Source organism: Reyranella sp., assembly GCF_004297405.1.
Lineage (GTDB): Bacteria > Pseudomonadota > Alphaproteobacteria > Reyranellales > Reyranellaceae > Reyranella.
Genome location: NZ_SCVC01000050.1, coordinates 1 through 16648 on the forward strand (window position 1 = coordinate 1; position 16648 = coordinate 16648).

Annotated in this window: 14 protein-coding genes and 1 tRNA gene; 14 read left to right on the forward strand and 1 reads right to left on the reverse strand. The window is 63.6% G+C overall.

Annotated elements, in window-relative coordinates; genetic code table 11:
* The 10 genes from EPO50_RS31385 to rpoC all read left to right on the forward strand — a co-directional run.
* The coding region (locus tag EPO50_RS31385; RefSeq protein ID WP_296349086.1) for a hypothetical protein at positions 1-120 on the forward strand (120 nt) is incomplete at its 5' end.
* A 50-nt stretch (positions 121-170) separates the two neighbouring features.
* A tRNA-Trp gene (locus EPO50_RS31390) sits at positions 171-246 on the forward strand.
* A 20-nt stretch (positions 247-266) separates the two neighbouring features.
* Positions 267-458 (forward strand): preprotein translocase subunit SecE, encoded by a 192-nt coding sequence (gene secE / locus EPO50_RS31395; protein ID WP_296351053.1) that lies wholly within the window; start codon positions 267-269, stop codon positions 456-458.
* 1 nt (position 459) lies between these two features.
* A complete protein-coding gene (gene nusG, locus EPO50_RS31400; RefSeq protein ID WP_296351055.1) occupies positions 460-996 on the forward strand; it encodes a transcription termination/antitermination protein NusG in 537 nt (178 codons plus the stop codon).
* 209 nt (positions 997-1205) lie between these two features.
* Positions 1206-1634: a 50S ribosomal protein L11 gene (gene rplK / locus EPO50_RS31405; RefSeq protein ID WP_296351057.1), complete on the forward strand. Its 429-nt coding sequence runs from the start codon at positions 1206-1208 to the stop codon at positions 1632-1634.
* Positions 1635-1637: 3 nt separating this feature from the next.
* Entirely contained in the window at positions 1638-2330 is a 693-nt protein-coding gene (gene rplA / locus EPO50_RS31410) for a 50S ribosomal protein L1 (RefSeq protein WP_296351059.1), read from the forward strand.
* A gap of 338 nt (positions 2331-2668) precedes the next feature.
* Positions 2669-3196 (forward strand): 50S ribosomal protein L10, encoded by a 528-nt coding sequence (rplJ, locus tag EPO50_RS31415; RefSeq protein ID WP_296351061.1) that lies wholly within the window; start codon positions 2669-2671, stop codon positions 3194-3196.
* 60 nt (positions 3197-3256) lie between these two features.
* Complete coding sequence (gene rplL, locus EPO50_RS31420) at positions 3257-3628, forward strand: 50S ribosomal protein L7/L12 (protein ID WP_296351063.1); 372 nt, start codon at positions 3257-3259, stop codon at positions 3626-3628.
* Between the two features lie 187 nt (positions 3629-3815).
* Complete coding sequence (gene rpoB, locus EPO50_RS31425) at positions 3816-7985, forward strand: DNA-directed RNA polymerase subunit beta (protein WP_296351065.1); 4170 nt, start codon at positions 3816-3818, stop codon at positions 7983-7985.
* Positions 7986-8062: 77 nt separating this feature from the next.
* Positions 8063-12235: a DNA-directed RNA polymerase subunit beta' gene (gene rpoC, locus EPO50_RS31430; protein WP_296351067.1), complete on the forward strand. Its 4173-nt coding sequence runs from the start codon at positions 8063-8065 to the stop codon at positions 12233-12235.
* Positions 12236-12311: 76 nt separating this feature from the next.
* Here the strand turns inward: rpoC and EPO50_RS31435 are convergent, their stop codons facing one another.
* Positions 12312-12902: a GNAT family N-acetyltransferase gene (locus tag EPO50_RS31435; RefSeq protein WP_296351070.1), complete on the reverse strand. Its 591-nt coding sequence runs from the start codon at positions 12900-12902 to the stop codon at positions 12312-12314.
* 581 nt (positions 12903-13483) lie between these two features.
* Between EPO50_RS31435 and rpsL the strand changes: the two genes are divergently transcribed.
* The 4 genes from rpsL to EPO50_RS31455 form a co-directional block, all read left to right on the forward strand.
* On the forward strand, positions 13484-13855 hold the full coding sequence (gene rpsL, locus EPO50_RS31440) for a 30S ribosomal protein S12 (protein WP_296351072.1): 372 nt from the start codon (positions 13484-13486) through the stop codon (positions 13853-13855).
* A 15-nt stretch (positions 13856-13870) separates the two neighbouring features.
* Positions 13871-14341, forward strand: coding sequence for a 30S ribosomal protein S7 (gene rpsG / locus EPO50_RS31445; RefSeq protein ID WP_296351074.1), 471 nt, complete (start codon positions 13871-13873; stop codon positions 14339-14341).
* Between the two features lie 36 nt (positions 14342-14377).
* On the forward strand, positions 14378-16483 hold the full coding sequence (fusA, locus tag EPO50_RS31450; protein ID WP_296351075.1) for an elongation factor G: 2106 nt from the start codon (positions 14378-14380) through the stop codon (positions 16481-16483).
* A 48-nt stretch (positions 16484-16531) separates the two neighbouring features.
* Positions 16532-16648, forward strand: a 117-nt coding sequence (locus EPO50_RS31455; protein ID WP_296349690.1) for a GTP-binding protein, incomplete at its 3' end; no start/stop codon positions are given.

The window sequence follows — 16648 nt, forward strand, 5'->3', positions numbered from 1 at the left end:
AATGCGCGTCTGGTGGTCGAACTGATCCAGCCGATCGCCATGGACGAGGGCCTGCGCTTCGCCATCCGCGAGGGCGGCCGCACCGTCGGCGCCGGCGTCGTCACCAAAGTCGTCAAGTAATGCTCTAGCGATTATGCTGCTGCCGGTCTATGAGACCGGTGGCGGCACGTAGGAGTGTAGCTCAGTTGGTAGAGCATCGGTCTCCAAAACCGAGGGCCGGGGGTTCGAGTCCCTCCACTCCTGCCATTTCCTGAAGAAAAGCGAGCATGACGAAGAATCCGATAGAATTCGCCCGCGAAGTCCGCGCCGAGGTGGCCAAGGTCACTTGGCCGACCCGGCGTGAGACCCTGATCACCACCAGCATGGTGTTCATCTTCGTCGTGATCGCGGCGGTGTTCTTCCTGGTGGCCGACAAGATCATCGGCTTCGTCATCAAGCTGTTGCTCGGGGTTTCCTGACATGACGCATCGCTGGTACGTCGTTCACGCCTATTCGGGCTTTGAGAACAAGGTCGCCCAGTCGATCCGCGAGCAGGCCGGCAAGAAGGGCCTGGCCGAGGAGATCGCCGAGGTCATCGTGCCGACCGAGGAGGTCGTCGAGGTTCGTCGCGGCGCCAAGGTCCAGACGGAACGCAAGTTCTTCCCGGGCTATGTGCTCGTGAAGATGGATCTCACCGACGACTCCTGGCACTTGGTCAAGAACACGGCCAAGGTGACGGGCTTCCTGGGTGGCGGTGGCCGCGGCAAGCCGGTGCCGATCTCCGATGCCGAGGCAAATCGGATCCTGAAGCAGGTCCAGGAGGGCGTGGAACGGCCCAAGCCTGCGGTCAGCTTCGAGATCGGCGAGCAGGTGAAGGTGGCCGACGGCCCGTTTGCCTCGTTTAACGGCACGGTCGAGGATGTGGACGAGGAACGGGCACGCCTGAAGGTCGCGGTGTCGATCTTCGGTCGTTCGACCCCCGTCGAGCTCGATTACGCCCAGGTGGAAAAGATCTGAATTCGCCCCATATAAGGGGACAAATTCAGGGTTGTGGCGGGCGGTAGGATTTGGTAGACCGCGCGCCCTTGGGAGGGCTGGCCGTGTGCCGGCCTTTTCTCGTGAGGTTGGTTAAGCTCCAAAATCCATAAGGATCAAGGACTTAGCCGTAACATAGGGTGCGGGAGGCCGGCCATGGCCGTACCGCGCCGCCCATAGGAGGGGCAGGCATGGCCAAGAAAATTCAGGCCTACGTCAAGCTGCAAGTGCCGGCTGGCAAAGCAAATCCGTCGCCGCCGATCGGGCCCGCGCTCGGTCAGCAGGGCGTCAACATCATGGAATTCTGCAAGCAGTTCAACGCGAAGACGCAGAAGATGGAACCGGGGATGCCGATCCCGGTGGTCATCACCGTGTTCCAGGACCGCAGCTTCACGTTCATCACCAAGACGCCGCCGGTAACCTACTTCCTGAAGAAGGCCGCAGGCATCGAGTCCGGCGCCAAGACGGTCGGCACGCAGATTGTCGGCAAGGTCACGAAGCAGCAGGTCGAAGAGATCGCCAAGCAGAAGATGCCGGATCTCAATTGCGATACGGTTGAATCGGCGATGGCGCAGGTCGTGGGCTCCGCCCGCTCCATGGGCCTCCAGGTGGTGGAGTAAGCCATGACCCAGGGCAAGCGTTACAAGGCAGCGGCCACCACGGTTGACCGCGACAAGACCTACTCCCTCGAGGAGGCGGTGAAGATCGTCAAGGCGAACGCCAAGGCGAAGTTCGACGAGACCATCGAAGTTGCGATGAACCTCGGCATCGATCCGCGTCACGCCGACCAGGCGGTGCGCGGCATGATCGAGCTGCCGAACGGCACCGGCAAGTCGGTGCGCGTCGCGGTGTTCGCGCGTGGCGCCAAGGCCGATGAAGCCAAGGCGGCCGGTGCGGATCTGGTCGGCGCGGAAGACCTCGCCGAGAAGATCACCGGCGGCGAAATGAACTTCGAGCGCTGCATCGCCACGCCGGACATGATGGGCGTGGTCGGCCGTCTCGGTAAGGTGCTGGGCCCGCGCGGCCTGATGCCGAACCCGAAGCTCGGCACGGTGACGCAGGATGTCACCGCGGCGGTGAAGGCGGCCAAGGCCGGCTCGATCGAGTTCCGCGCCGAGAAGGCCGGCATCGTGCACGCCGGCGTCGGCAAGGCCTCGTTCAGCGAGGAGGCGATCACCGCCAACGTCAAGGCTCTGGTGAACGCGATCAACCGCGCCAAGCCGAGCGGCGCCAAGGGTACCTTCATCAAGAAGGTGTCGCTGAGTTCGACGATGGGTCCGGGCATCAAGCTCGACCCGGCTTCCGCGCTGAACTAGGCGCGGGGCCAGAGAGTTTCAGAGTTTCCGCCGTTGGCCCTTCGATTGCAGGGGCTGGCGGAGGAGGGAGCGACGGGCCGCAAGGCCTTGAGCTCCACCTGTCCGAGACCGCCGGTGACCACCTTCGGGTGGACGTAATGGGGAAACCCGCCAGCGCAGACGGGGGCAAGGGAATCGACGCTGCACCTCTTGGTGCGCGCACGCGCCCGAACTTCCGGGGCAGGCGAACCGGACCGCAAGGTCTCCGTTCGCGCTAACCCGCCAACGGAGGCTGCGCAGTCTGTACCGCAGCCGGTCCGATCCGGATCCTCTGGATTGGACCTTATTTGGAGAAAGCCGTGAATCGTTCGGAAAAGGCCGAAGCGATCGCCGAGCTGAACCAGACCTTCAAGGGCGCAAACCTGGTGGTGGTCACCCGCCAGTCAGGTTTGACGGTCGCGGAGGTTACGGACCTGCGTCGAAAGATCAGGGCAGCCGGTGCAAGCTACAAGGTCACGAAGAACAGGCTCACGCTGCGTGCCCTCGAGGGTACGTCCTTCACGGCGCTCGGCTCCCTGTTTTCGGGACCGACTGCCATTGCCTACTCCGAGGATCCGGTCGCAGCGGCGAAGGTCGTTGCGGCTTTCGCCAAGAACAACGAGAAGCTGACCATCGTCGGCGGTGCGTTGGGTGAGAACGTTCTGGACGTCGCTGGCGTTCAGGCTCTCGCCACGCTGCCCTCCCTCGATGCTCTGCGCGGCAAGATCATCGGCCTTCTGCAGGCCCCGGCCACCAAGGTGGCGGGTGTTCTTCAGGCGCCGGCCGGTCAGCTCGCTCGCGTGTTCGGTGCGTACGGAGCCAAGGAAGACGGCGCGAAGGCGGCGTAAGCCGCGCGTCAAGCTATCCAAGTTACGTTCAACGAAGTTCGGGATATCAGGAGACTTAAAATGGCAAATCTCGAGAAGCTGGTCGAAGAGCTTTCGGCCCTGACGGTCCTCGAGGCCGCTCAGCTCAGCAAGCTGCTGGAAGAGAAGTGGGGCGTCAGCGCCGCCGCTCCGGTCGCCGTCGCCGCTGTTGGCGCCGCTGCCGCTGCTCCGGCCGAAGTGAAGGACGAGTTCACCGTCGTCCTCGCCGCCGCCGGCGACAAGAAGATCAACGTCATCAAGGTGGTGCGCGAGATCACCGGCCTCGGCCTCAAGGAAGCCAAGGACCTGGTCGAAGCCGCTCCGAAGCCGGTCAAGGAAGCCGTGCCGAAGGCCGACGCCGAGAAGCTCAAGGCGAAGCTCGAGGCCGAAGGCGCCAAGGTCGAGCTCAAGTAAATCGTTTACCGGTCGGGCTGGTTCCGCGAGGAGCCAGCCCTATCGGGCCTCTTCTCCGAGCGGACTTTTCCCAGGTCCGTTCCGACAAGTGGCCCTCTGCGACGGATGGGGCGAACGGCTGGCGGGCCGGGAGCTCCGAGAAAGCAGCGGGTGTTTATCTCCGCCCTTGAACCTTCGAGGACGCAGGATGGCCACGGCCTTCAATACGCGGAAAAGGATTCGTCGTTTCTTCGGCCACATCGAATCGGTGGCGCCGATGCCGAACCTCATCGAGGTCCAGAAGAGCTCCTATGAGAGCTTCCTGCAGCGTGTCACGCCGGCTGCCAAGCGGACCCAGTCCGGCCTTCAGGAAGTCTTCCGGGGCGTGTTCCCGATCAAGGACTTCGCCGAGCGCGCCAGCCTCGAGTTCGTGAAGTACGAATTCGAAGACCCCAAGTACGACGTCGAAGAATGCCAGCAGCGCGGCATCACCTACGCCGCGCCGCTCAAGGTCACCTTGCAGCTTGTCGTGTGGGATATCGACGAGGAAGCGGGCTCGCGCTCGATCCGCGATATCAAGGAGCAGGATGTCTACATGGGCGACATGCCGCTCATGACCGACAACGGCACCTTCATCGTCAACGGCACCGAGCGCGTGATCGTCAGCCAGATGCACCGTTCGCCGGGCGTCTTCTTCGATCATGACAAGGGCAAGACCCACAGCTCGGGCAAGTACCTGTTCGCCGCCCGCATCATCCCCTATCGCGGTTCGTGGCTCGACTTCGAGTTCGACGCCAAGGACCTGATCCATGTGCGCATCGACCGTCGCCGCAAGATCCCGGTGACGACGCTCCTGCTGGCGCTCGACAACGACGCCACGTGGAAGAAGCGTGCCGCCGCCACCGCCAAGAACCAGCAGCTCGATCCGGCCGAGGCCCAGGGCCTGTCGCCGGAGGAGATCCTCGCCGCGTTCTACGGTCAGGTCGTCTACAAGCGCGAGAAGGACGGCTGGAACACGCCGTTCGACGGCGAGTCGATGCGCGGCGTGAAGCTGACGCACGATCTGATCAACGGCAAGACCGGCAAGTCGGTTGCCGAAGCCGGCACCAAGATGACTCCGCGCCTGCTGGCCAAGCTCAAGGAAGCCGGCCTCAAGGAAATGCGCGTCTCGCCGGAAGAGCTGATCGGCCGCTACGCCGCGCTCGACGTCATCAACGAGAAGACGGGCGAGATCTACGTCGAAGCCGGCCAGGAGATCACCGAGGCAGTCCTCGAACTGTTCGACGAGAACGAGATCGACGTCCTGCCGACGCTCGCCATCGATCACGTCAACGTCGGCCCCTACATCCGCAACACGCTGGCGGCCGACAAAAACTCGAACCGTGAAGAAGCGCTCCTCGACGTCTACCGCGTCATGCGTCCGGGCGAGCCGCCGACACTCGAGCAGGCGGAGACCCTGTTCCAGGGCCTGCTGTTCGACATCGACCGCTACGACCTCTCGCCGGTCGGTCGCGTGAAGATGAACATGCGTCTCGAGTTCGAGGGCGTGCCCGACACCCAGCGCACGCTGCGCCGCGAGGACATCCTCGCCGTCGTCAAGGTCCTGCACGGCCTCAAGGACGGCCGCGGCGAGATCGACGACATCGATCACCTCGGCAACCGTCGCGTCCGTTCGGTCGGCGAGCTGATGGAGAACCAGTATCGCGTCGGCCTGCTGCGCATGGAGCGGGCGATCCGCGAGCGCATGAGTTCGATCGACATCGACACCGTGATGCCGCACGACCTGATCAACGCCAAGCCGGCGGCGGCGGCGGTGCGCGAGTTCTTCGGCTCGAGCCAGCTCAGCCAGTTCATGGACCAGACCAACCCACTGTCCGAAGTGACGCACAAGCGTCGTCTCTCGGCGCTGGGACCGGGCGGTCTGACGCGCGAGCGCGCCGGCTTCGAGGTGCGCGACGTGCATCCGACGCACTACGGCCGCATCTGCCCGATCGAAACGCCGGAAGGCCCGAACATCGGTCTGATCAACTCGCTGGCGACCTACGCCCGCGTCAACCAGTACGGTTTCATCGAGAGCCCGTACCGCAAGGTCGTCGCCGGCCGCGTCAGCGACGAGGTCGTCTATCTCTCGGCGATGGAGGAGGGCCGCTACACGGTCGCCCAGGCCAATGCCGAGATCGACGCCAAGGGCAAGTTCGTGTCCGAGTTGGTCCAGTGCCGCAAGGGTGGCGAGTACATTCTCGGCCGGCCCGAGACGATCGACTTCGTCGACGTCTCGCCCAAGCAGATCGTCTCCGTCGCTGCGGCGCTGATCCCGTTCCTCGAGAACGACGACGCCAACCGTGCGCTGATGGGCTCGAACATGCAGCGCCAGGCGGTGCCGCTCATCCAGGCCGAATCGCCGCTGGTCGGCACCGGCATGGAAGAGGTCGTCGCCCGTGACTCTGGCGTCGCCATCGCGGCGCGCCGCACCGGCATCGTCGACCAGGTCGACGCCATGCGTATCGTCGTGCGCGCGACGGAAGACGTCGGCCCGAACCGGCCGGCAGTCGACATCTACAACCTGCTGAAGTTCCAGCGTTCCAACCAGAGCACCTGCATCACCCAGAAGCCGCTCGTGAAGGTCGGCGACCAGGTGAAGAGGGGTGACATCGTGGCCGACGGTCCGTCGACCCGCGATGGCGAGCTCGCTCTCGGCCGCAACGTGCTCGTCGCGTTCATGCCGTGGAATGGCTACAACTTCGAAGACTCGATCCTGCTCTCCGAGCGCATCGTGCGCGATGACGTGTTCACCTCGATCCACATCGAGGAGTTCGAGGTCATGGCCCGCGACACCAAGCTCGGCCAGGAGGAGATCAGCCGCGACATCCCGAACGTCGGCGAGGAAGCGCTCAAGAACCTCGACGAGGCGGGCATCGTCTACATCGGCGCCGAGGTGAAGGCGGGCGACATCCTGGTCGGCAAGGTGACGCCGAAGGGCGAGAGCCCGATGACGCCGGAAGAGAAGCTGCTGCGCGCCATCTTCGGCGAGAAGGCGGCCGACGTGCGCGACACCTCGCTGAAGGTGCCGCCGGGCGTCGAAGGCACCGTGGTCGAAGTCCGCGTCTTCAACCGCCGCGGCGTCGACAAGGACGAGCGTGCTCTCGCCATCGAGCGTGACGAGATCGAGCGTCTCGCCAAGGACCGTGACGACGAAAAGGCCATCCTGGAGCGCAGCTTCTACAGCCAGATCCAGGAAATGCTGATGAACCAGGTCGTGGCTGGCGGGTTGAAGGGCCTGAAGCCGGGCACCCGCATCACCGACCAGGTGCTGGGCGAGTACACGCCTGGCCAGTGGCGGCAGATCGCGGTCAAGACCGACAAGAAGCAGTCCGAGATCGAGGCGCTGAACAAGCAGTTCGACGAGTCGATGAAGCGCCTGCAGGACCGGTTCGACAGCAAGGTCGACAAGCTGCAGCGCGGCGACGAACTGCCGCCGGGCGTGATGAAGATGGTCAAGGTCTTCGTTGCGACCAAGCGCAAGCTGCAGCCGGGCGACAAGATGGCCGGCCGTCACGGCAACAAGGGCGTGATCTCGCGCATCATGCCGCTCGAGGACATGCCGTATCTCGAGGAGGGTGGCCCGGTCGACATCGTGCTGAACCCGCTCGGCGTGCCGTCGCGCATGAACGTCGGTCAGATTCTCGAAACTCACCTCGGCTGGGCCGCGGCGGGTCTCGGCAAGAAGATCGGCGAGATGCTGGCAAACGCCCGCGAGTCGTCGGTGGCGCAGATCAAGAAGCACCTGCGTGACATCTACGGCGAGAAGACCTTCAAGAACGACATCGCCAACCTCGACGACGAGCAGACGATCGAGCTCGCCCGCAACCTCTCGAAGGGCGTGCCCTTCGCCTCTCCGGTGTTCGACGGCGCCCACGAAGCCGACATCGTCGGCATGCTGGAGATGGCGGGTCTCGACAAGTCGGGCCAGGTCACCCTGGTCGACGGCCGCACTGGCGAGCCGTTCGATCGCAAGGTGACTGTCGGCTACATCTACATGCTGAAGCTGCACCATCTCGTGGACGACAAGATCCACGCGCGGTCGATTGGCCCCTACAGCCTCGTTACCCAGCAACCGCTGGGCGGCAAGGCCCAGTTCGGCGGTCAGCGCTTCGGCGAGATGGAGGTGTGGGCACTCGAGGCCTATGGGGCCGCCTACACGCTGCAGGAGATTCTCACCGTCAAGTCGGACGACGTGGCCGGCCGCACCAAGGTCTACGAGGCCATCGTGCGCGGCGACGACACCTTCGAAGCGGGTATCCCCGAGTCCTTCAACGTTCTGGTCAAGGAGCTGCGCTCGCTCGGCCTCAACGTCGAACTGAACCAGTCGGCCACGTGAGCGTGGCCGACGACCTCTCTGCTTTCGCGAATTAAGTCCAACGAGCCCCCAAAAGGGGTGAAATGAGGACCATAAAGATGACCGACCTCATCAACGTACTAGGCCAGCCGCAAGGCACGCCGACCTTCGACGAGATCCGCATCTCGATCGCCAGCCCGGAGCGCATCCGCACCTGGAGCCACGGCGAGATCAAGAAGCCGGAGACCATCAACTACCGCACGTTCAAGCCGGAGCGGGACGGGCTGTTCTGCGCCCGCATCTTCGGACCGATCAAGGACTACGAGTGCCTGTGCGGCAAGTACAAGCGCATGAAGTTCCGCGGCATCACCTGCGAGAAGTGCGGCGTCGAGGTGACGCTCACCAAGGTGCGCCGCGAGCGCATGGGCCACATCGAACTGGCCTCGCCGGTGGCGCACATCTGGTTCCTGAAGTCGCTGCCGAGCCGCATCGGCCTGCTGCTGGACATGACGCTGCGTGATCTCGAGAAGATTCTCTACTTCGAGAACTACGTCGTCACCAACCCCGGCCTGACCGCCCTCAAGTATCGCGAGCTCCTGAACGAGGATCAGTACCTCAACGCACTCGACGAGTACGGCGACGGCTCCTTCGAAGCCGAGATCGGCGCCGAGGCGATCCGCGCCATGCTGCAGGCGATCGACCTCAACGAGGAGCGTCCGCGTCTGCGCGAAGAGCTGCGCGAGACGACCTCCGAGGCCAAGCGCAAGAAGCTCGTGAAGCGCCTGAAGCTCTGCGAGAACTTCATCGAGTCCGGTGCTCGTCCGGAGTGGATGATCCTCGAGCTGGTGCCGGTGATCCCGCCCGAGCTGCGCCCGCTGGTGCCGCTCGACGGCGGCCGTTTCGCGACCTCCGACCTCAACGACCTCTATCGCCGCGTCATCAACCGTAACAACCGGTTGAAGCGCCTGATGGAGCTGCGTGCACCCGATATCATCGTGCGTAACGAGAAGCGCATGCTGCAGGAGTCGGTCGACGCCCTGTTCGACAACGGCCGCCGTGGCCGCGTCATCACCGGCGCCAACAAGCGTCCGCTGAAGTCGCTCAGCGACATGCTGAAGGGCAAGCAGGGCCGCTTCCGTCAGAACCTGCTCGGCAAGCGCGTCGACTATTCGGGCCGCTCGGTCATCGTCGTCGGTCCCGAACTCAAGCTGCACCAGTGCGGCCTGCCGAAGAAGATGGCGCTCGAGCTGTTCAAGCCGTTCATCTACTCGCGGCTGCAGAACTACGGCATGGCGAACACCATCAAGGCCGCCAAGCGCATGGTCGAGAAGGAGCGGCCGGAAGTGTGGGATATCCTCGAGGAAGTCATCCGCGAGCATCCCGTGCTGCTGAACCGCGCGCCGACCCTGCATCGTCTCGGCATCCAGGCCTTCGAGCCGGTGCTGATCGAGGGCAAGGCGATCCAGCTCCATCCACTGGTCTGCACGGCGTTCAATGCCGACTTCGACGGCGACCAGATGGCGGTACACGTGCCGCTGTCTCTGGAAGCCCAGCTCGAAGCGCGTGTGCTGATGATGTCGACCAACAACATCCTCTCGCCCGCCAGCGGCAAGCCGATCATCGTGCCGTCGCAGGACATCGTGCTCGGCATCTACTACATCACGCTCGAGCGCGACGGGGAGCCGGGCGAGGGTTCGCTGTTCTCAGACATCGGCGATCTCGAGCACGCGCTGCACAGCCGCACGCTCTCGATGCACGCCAAGATCAAGATGCGTCTGGAGGCCTATGACGACAAGGGCGTCCTGGCCCAACGCGTGGTCGAGACCACGCCGGGTCGTGTCCTGCTGGCGCAGATCCTGCCCAAGCACGAGAACCTGCCGTTCTCGTTGATCAACCGCCTGCTGACCAAGAAGGACCTGCAGAACGTCATCGACTCCGTCTACCGCCACTGCGGTCAGAAGGAGACGGTGATCTTCGCCGATCGCCTGATGGGTCTCGGCTTCTATCACGCCTGCCGTGCCGGCATCTCGTTCGGCAAGGACGACCTCGTCATCCCGGTGACCAAGGAGAAGCTGGTCGCCCAGACCCAGAAGGAGGTCAAGGAATACGAGCAGCAGTACCAGGACGGCCTGATCACCTCGGGTGAGAAGTACAACAAGGTCGTCGACGCCTGGTCGCGCTGCTCGGATCGCGTGGCCGAGGAGATGATGAAGGGCATTTCGACGCCGAAGCCGGGTCGTCCGGTCAACGCGGTGTGGATGATGGCCCATTCCGGCGCGCGTGGTTCGGCGACGCAGATGAAGCAGCTCGCCGGCATGCGCGGCCTGATGACCAAGCCCTCGGGCGAGATCATCGAGACGCCGATCATCTCGAACTTCAAGGAAGGCCTGTCGGTGCTGGAGTACTTCAACTCCACCCACGGCGCGCGTAAGGGCCTGGCCGACACCGCGCTCAAGACGGCGAATTCGGGTTACCTGACCCGCCGTCTGGTCGACGTGGCGCAGGACTGCATCATCATCGAGGAAGATTGCGGCGCCGAGCGTGGCCTCACCATGCGCGCCGTTGTCGATGGCGGTGACGTGATCGAGCCGCTCTCGGAGCGAGTCCTCGGTCGCACGGCGCTGGACGACATCGTCGATCCGGTGAACGGCACGCTGATCAGCAAGGCCGGCGAACTGATCGACGAGGTCAAGGTCGAGCAGATCGAGAAGGCCGGGATCGAAGAGATCCGCATCCGCTCGGTGCTGACCTGCGATACCAAGATCGGTGTTTGCGGCAAGTGCTACGGCCGCGATCTGGCCCGCGGTACGAAGGTCAACATCGGCGAGGCGGTGGGCGTCATTGCCGCCCAGTCGATCGGCGAGCCGGGCACGCAGCTCACCATGCGTACCTTCCACATCGGCGGCGCCGCGCAGCGTGGTGCGGAGCAGTCGAACATCGAAGCGAGCCATGACGGCACCATCCAGGTGCGCAACCGCAACGTCGTGATCAACAGCCAGGGCGTTCCGGTCGTGATGGGCCGTAACACCGAGCTGGTGTTGATCGACGGCGCCCAGCGCGAGCGTGCCAAGCATCGCGTGCCCTATGGTGCGCGCCTGCTGGTCGACAACGACACGCCTGTCTCGAAGGGCCAGAAGCTCGCCGAGTGGGATCCGTACACCCTGCCGATCATCACCGAAAAGGCGGGTAAGGCGGTCTACGTCGACCTCGTCGAAGGCGTGTCGATGCGCGAAGTGATCGACGACTCGACGGGCATCTCCAACCGTGTCGTCGTCGACTGGAAGGGCCAGCCGCGCGGTGGCGATCTGCGTCCGCGCATCGCCATCCACGATGCCGATGGCAACCCGATCATGCTGGGCAACGGCCAGGAGGCTCGCTACCTGCTGTCGCTCGACTCGGTGCTCTCGGTCGAGAACGGCCAGGACGTCCATGCCGGTGACATCCTCGCGCGTATCCCGCGTGAGGGTGGCAAGAACCGCGACATCACGGGCGGTCTGCCGCGCGTGGCGGAGCTGTTCGAAGCCCGCAAGCCGAAGGATTTCGCGATCATCTGCGACATCGCCGGCCGCATCGAGTTCGGCAAGGACTACAAGAGCAAGCGCCGCATCCTGATCGTGCCGGAAGGCGAGAATGCGGAGCCGGTCGAGTACCTGATCCCGAAGGGCAAGCGCATCGCGGTTCAGGAAGGCGACTACGTGGAACGCGGCGATCTTCTGATCGACGGCAACCCAGTGCCGCACGACATCCTGCGCGTGCTCGGCATCGAGAAGCTGGCCGAATATCTCGTGAACGAGATCCAGGAGGTCTATCGACTGCAGGGCGTGAAGATCAACGACAAGCACATCGAGACGATCGCGCGTCAGATGCTGCAGAAGGTCGAGATCACCGACGCCGGCGACTCGACGTTCCTGATCGGCGAACAGGTCGACAAGCAGGAGTTCGAGGCGGAGAACGCCAAGCTGCTGGTCGAGAAGATGAAGCCTGCCAAGGCGGACCCGGTGCTGCTCGGCATCACCAAGGCCAGCCTGCAGACCAAGTCGTTCATCTCGGCGGCCTCCTTCCAGGAGACCACCCGCGTACTGACCGAGGCGGCTGTTTCGGGCCGTGTCGACAACCTGCAGGGCTTGAAGGAGAACGTCATCGTCGGCCGCCTGATCCCAGCGGGCACTGGCGGAGTCGTGAACCGTCTGAAGGCAATCGCCGCCCAGCGTGACCGGGCCATCCTGGCCGCCGGCGCCGACGGCGAGGACCAGCCTGTCCCGACGCTCGAGGAAGAGCGCGCGGCCGACTGATCAGCCTGATCAGTGGACGCCTGAAAATTCAAAGGCCGTCATCGCAAGATGACGGCCTTTATCTTTAGTTTGGTCTTCATGCCGCGACGGACGGTGCGGCCTGCCGGATGAGCCAGTTCTCCTGAGTCAACTGCCAGACCATGAGAGGTCCACGACCGCCGACATAGTTACCGATCCTCAGGTCGACCAGCCGTGCACCCTGCTTCTCCTTGATGCGCCGGGAGGCGTGGTTGTCCTGCGCGTTCGTCAGCCACAGATGCGGCCAGTCCAGCGTCCGGAAGGCGTAATCGGTCACGCGATCCGCCGCTTCGGTCATCAGGCCCTTGCCCTGGAAGTCAGGATCGAGCCAGAAGCCGCGCTGGTCGTGGCTGTCGCCATCGTCGGGCCAGAGGTCGATGACTCCGATCAGGTCAGCCGGACCCGACTTGGGGATGATCGCCCAGTGGGACTTCTCTCCCCGCGCCATCTCGTCGAGGCAGGCCGCAACATAGGCGGCAGCGCCATCGGCGGGGTAGGGCCAGGGGATGCGAGCATTCAGCCAGCGCACCACCTCCCAGCGCGGAAAGCGGCGCTGGATGACCGGGGCGTCCTTGCTACACACCGGACGCAGGACGAGGCGCGGCGTTTGGAGCACCGGTGTCGGCGGCATTGAATGGGCGGGTGGCATATCGGTCTCGCTTCCGTTGACCGGAGGGCGGGATCCGTTGCGCGTGACCCCAGCCGTCGCGGCGGGGTCAGGGTTTTGAAGTCGACTTCTAGATCAAACGATCGCGCACGACTCTCCCTGCCCCAAAGCTGCCTTTGGTGGCCGAATTCGTTCGCGGGTTTCTGCGCAACATGGCCATGCACATACCTTAGGCGATCGCCGAAGTAAACTTGTGTCGGGAAGGGTGCGAACCCACAAGATATGGTTGTTAGATTCTTGCGTCTCACAAGGATCGCGAGTCAGGAACGAGTCGAGTCCGGCAAGCCCAGAATAACCAACGAAATCAAAGCGAAAAGGCGTGCAGCGCGCTTGACCTGCAAGTGACTGGGCCATATAAGCGCGCCACCTCGTCGAGGGGCTGGTGGTTGGCGTGAGCCAAAACGCAGCCTGACGTCGAGGACCGCTACAAGTCAGGCCATTCGGCCGCAAAGCTTTTTCCTTGCGCGGGGCTGCGCTTTTGCCGCCATGCCCGTGCACATTCGCTTTGCGCCACGCGGCCGATGTTGGGCGGACCCGAGACGGCGGTAAGGAAACCGAAATCGATGCCGACTATCAACCAGTTGATCCGCAAGCAGCGCCACGGCCTCAAGACGCACAACAAGGTCCCGGCGCTGCAGGCCTGCCCGCAGAAGCGCGGCGTGTGCACACGCGTCTACACCACGACTCCGAAGAAGCCGAACTCGGCGCTGCGCAAGGTCGCCAAGGTGCGCCTCACCAATGCCTACGAGGTGGTGAGCTACATCCCGGGCGAGGGGCACAATCTGCAGGAGCATTCGGTTGTCATGATCCGCGGTGGCCGCGTGAAGGACCTTCCGGGCGTCCGCTATCACATCATTCGCGGCACTCTCGATACGCAGGGTGTCAAGGACCGCAAGCAACGCCGTTCGAAGTACGGCGCGAAGCGTCCGAAGTAAGGCGGGGAGGAAAGCATGTCCCGTCGTCGCGCAGCAGAAAAGCGTGAAGTCCTGCCGGACGCCAAGTTCGGTGATATCGTCCTCAGCAAGTTCATGAACACGCTGATGGAACGCGGCAAGAAGTCGGTCGCCGAGCACATCGTCTATGGTGCGCTCGAGGAGATCGAGACCAAGCTCAAGCAAGATCCGGTCCCGGCCTTCCACGAGGCTCTGGAGAACGTGAAGCCGGCCGTCGAAGTGCGCTCGCGCCGCGTCGGTGGTGCGACCTACCAGGTGCCGGTGGAAGTCCGCCCGGAGCGCCGCCAGGCTCTCGCCATCCGCTGGATCATCCAGGCAGCGCGCGACCGTTCGGGCCACAGCATGCAGGAGAAGCTCTCAGCCGAGCTGCTCGACGCCTTCAATCGCCGCGGCAACGCCGTGAAGAAGCGCGAGGACACTCACAAGATGGCCGACGCCAACAAGGCGTTTGCGCATTACCGCTGGTAAGCGTCCTCCAGGTTCCGTTTCTAGAAAGCCCCCTCCATGGCTCGTACCACTCCCATCGCGCACTACCGTAACATCGGTATCATGGCGCATATCGACGCCGGCAAGACGACGACGACCGAGCGCATTCTCTACTACACCGGCAAGTCGCATAAGATCGGCGAAGTGCACGACGGCGCCGCGACGATGGATTGGATGGAGCAGGAGCAAGAGCGCGGCATCACCATCACGTCCGCCGCGACGACCTGCTTTTGGAAGGTCGAGACCGGTCCGTATGCCGGCGTCAGCTATCGTGTGAACATCATCGATACGCCAGGCCACGTCGACTTCACGATCGAAGTTGAGCGTTCGCTGCGCGTACTCGATGGCGCGGTTTGCGTGTTCGACTCGGTGGCCGGCGTCGAGCCGCAGTCCGAGACGGTGTGGCGTCAGGCCGACAAGTACGGCGTGCCGCGCATGTGCTTCATCAACAAGATGGATCGTACCGGCGCCAACTTCTGGCGTACTGTCGACATGATCGTCGATCGTCTGGGCAGCAAGCCGCTCGTGACCCAGATGCCGATCGGCACGGAAGCCGAGTTCAAGGGCATCGTCGACCTGGTCGCAAACAAGGCGATCATCTGGCTCGAAGAGACGCTTGGCGCCAAGTATGAGGTCGTCGAGATCCCGGCGGACATGAAGGAAAAGGCTGCCGAGTATCGCAGCAAGCTGATCGAGATGGCCGTCGAACAGGACGACGTGGCCCTAGAGAAGTACTTGGGCGGTGAAGAGCCCGACTACGATACGCTGATCAAGTGCATCCGCAAGGGCACGATCTCCTATGCGTTTGTCCCGGTGCTGTGCGGTTCATCGTTCAAGAACAAGGGCGTGCAGCCCATGCTCGACGCCGTCGTGAACTACCTGCCGGCGCCGACCGACGTCGAAGACGTCAAGGGCGTGAAGATGGGCACCGACGAGGCGATCTCGCTGCCGTCGAGCGACGACGCGCCGCTGTCGGCTCTGGCGTTCAAGATCATGACCGATCCGTTCGTCGGTTCGCTCACCTTCGCGCGCGTCTACTCGGGCGTGCTCGAATCGGCGACCGGCGTGCTGAACAGCACGAAGGATCGCAAGGAGCGTATCGGCCGCATGTTGCTGATGCACGCCAACAACCGTGAAGACGTGAAGGAAGCGCGCGCTGGCGACATCATCGCCCTGGCCGGCCTCAAGAGCGTCACCACTGGCGATACGCTGTGCTCGCCTGACAATCCGGTAATCCTCGAAAAGATGGACTTCCCGGAGCCTGTCATCGAGCTGGCGATCGAGCCGAAGTCGAAGGCCGACCAGGAGAAGTTGGGCCAGGCGTTGGGTCGTCTCGTCCAGGAAGACCCGACCTTCCGCGTCACCACCGACCAGGAGACCGGCCAGACCGTCATCAAGGGCATGGGCGAGCTCCATCTCGAGATCAAGGTCGACATCCTGCGCCGGACCTACAAGGTCGATGCCAATGTCGGCGCCCCGCAGGTTGCCTATCGCGAGACGCTCGGCCGTAAGTCCGAGATCGACTACACCCACAAGAAGCAGTCCGGTGGGTCGGGCCAGTTTGCGCGCGTCAAGATCGTGTTCGAGCCGGGCGAGCCCGGGTCGGGTTACTCGTTCGAGAACAAGATCGTCGGCGGCTCGGTGCCCAAGGAATTCATTCCCGGCGTCGAGAAGGGCCTCGAAGCCTCGCGTGAGACTGGCGTGCTCGCCGGTTTCCCGGTGATCGACTTCAAGGCGACGCTGGTCGACGGTAACTACCACGACGTTGACTCGAGCGTGTTGGCCTTCGAAATCGCTGCCCGCGCGGCGTTCCGTGAGGGCCTCGCGAAGGCGCAGTGCAAGCTGCTTGAGCCAATCATGAAGGTCGAGGTGGTAACGCCCGACGACTACATGGGTGACTGCATCGGCGACTTGAACAGCCGCCGTGGCCAGATCCTCGGCATGAATGCCCGCGGCAACGCGCAGGTTATCGATGCCATGGTGCCGCTCGCCAACATGTTCGGCTACGTGAATACGCTGCGGTCGATGACCCAGGGACGCGCGGCCTACACCATGACGTTCGACCACTACGCGCCTGTTCCGCAGGCCGTTGCGGACGAAGTTGTTGCCAAGCTGGCAGGCTAACGCCGCCGCCGATCGAACCAGAACTGATTTGACCAGGGACCAAAGACCATGACGAAGGCGAAGTTTGAGCGGAACAAGCCGCACTGCAACATTGGAACGATCGGTCACGTTGACCACGGGAAGACGTCGCTGACGGCGGCGATCACGAAGATCCTGGCGAAGACG

Coding starts and splice junctions, on each gene's coding strand:
- rplL (WP_296351063.1), top strand. CDS start 3,257: ATGGCAAATCTCGAGAAGCTGGTCGAAGAGCTTTCGGCCCTGACGGTC.
- rpsL (WP_296351072.1), top strand. CDS start 13,484: ATGCCGACTATCAACCAGTTGATCCGCAAGCAGCGCCACGGCCTCAAG.
- fusA (WP_296351075.1), top strand. CDS start 14,378: ATGGCTCGTACCACTCCCATCGCGCACTACCGTAACATCGGTATCATG.
- nusG (WP_296351055.1), top strand. CDS start 460: ATGACGCATCGCTGGTACGTCGTTCACGCCTATTCGGGCTTTGAGAAC.
- rplA (WP_296351059.1), top strand. CDS start 1,638: ATGACCCAGGGCAAGCGTTACAAGGCAGCGGCCACCACGGTTGACCGC.
- EPO50_RS31435 (WP_296351070.1), bottom strand. CDS start 12,902: ATGCCACCCGCCCATTCAATGCCGCCGACACCGGTGCTCCAAACGCCG.
- rplK (WP_296351057.1), top strand. CDS start 1,206: ATGGCCAAGAAAATTCAGGCCTACGTCAAGCTGCAAGTGCCGGCTGGC.
- rpsG (WP_296351074.1), top strand. CDS start 13,871: ATGTCCCGTCGTCGCGCAGCAGAAAAGCGTGAAGTCCTGCCGGACGCC.
- rpoC (WP_296351067.1), top strand. CDS start 8,063: ATGACCGACCTCATCAACGTACTAGGCCAGCCGCAAGGCACGCCGACC.
- secE (WP_296351053.1), top strand. CDS start 267: ATGACGAAGAATCCGATAGAATTCGCCCGCGAAGTCCGCGCCGAGGTG.
- rpoB (WP_296351065.1), top strand. CDS start 3,816: ATGGCCACGGCCTTCAATACGCGGAAAAGGATTCGTCGTTTCTTCGGC.